2 protein-coding genes are annotated in these 799 nt (G+C 44.1%); both read right to left on the reverse strand.

Annotated features, from left to right (window positions below; genetic code table 11):
* On the reverse strand, positions 1-553 hold a 553-nt coding region (locus KIV40_RS28760; protein ID WP_285352637.1), incomplete at its 3' end, for a LysR family transcriptional regulator.
* A 26-nt stretch (positions 554-579) separates the two neighbouring features.
* On the reverse strand, positions 580-799 hold a 220-nt coding region (locus KIV40_RS28765), incomplete at its 5' end, for an Lrp/AsnC ligand binding domain-containing protein (protein WP_285352638.1).

Consider the following 799-nt stretch of genomic DNA (forward strand, 5'->3'; position numbering starts at 1 on the left):
ACAAATCTTGTGGGGTTTGTGGCTCACAATGTTCAGCAATAAAATCATGCGAAGCCACCAGCATAAAGTGGCTATCCGCAATCTTCTTCGCAATAAGGTTTGATTCCAGTAGCTTACTGAAACGAAAGGCAATAACGATTTTCCCAGCAATGATGTTGGCGATCTTATCATCCAGAGAAAGAACAATTTGCACATCCGGATACTTACGCATGAACTGCGTCACGATAGGCTGCAAATACTGCTGACCGAAATAGATCGGTGAGGTAATGCGTAGCACCCCTTTGGGCTCTGATTGATAAGAATCTGCAATGCCTTGAATTTGACTCAAGGTATCTTGGAGCACTCTCGCTTGACCTAAGATCTCCTCACCCGCCGACGTCAGTGAAAACGATCGAGTGGATCGATTGAGTAACTGAACACCGAGATCAGACTCTAACCGTTTGATCTGTTTAGATAAGGAGGAATTATCCATATCGTGCAAGCTTGCCGCTTTACTGAATGATCCTTGCTGAACCACATCGAGGAACAGAAGTAATTGGTTAGTATTTAACACATGAGTCTCTTTATATATTGATTCGGTTATCGTTCATCTTTTGGTGTGTCCATCACCACCATGGTCGTAATGGACTGGACTTGAGGACATTCACCGAGCACATCCGCATGAAACTTTTTATAGCTAGGCAAATCTTGGGTTTCGACCCTCAACAAGTACTCGTTCGCACCGGTAATGTTGTGGCATTCAACCACCTCTTTTTCCAAGCTCACATGATCTTCAAACTCTTGCTGAGCGGCTTTACTG

The organism is Vibrio sp. D173a, from assembly GCF_030248475.1.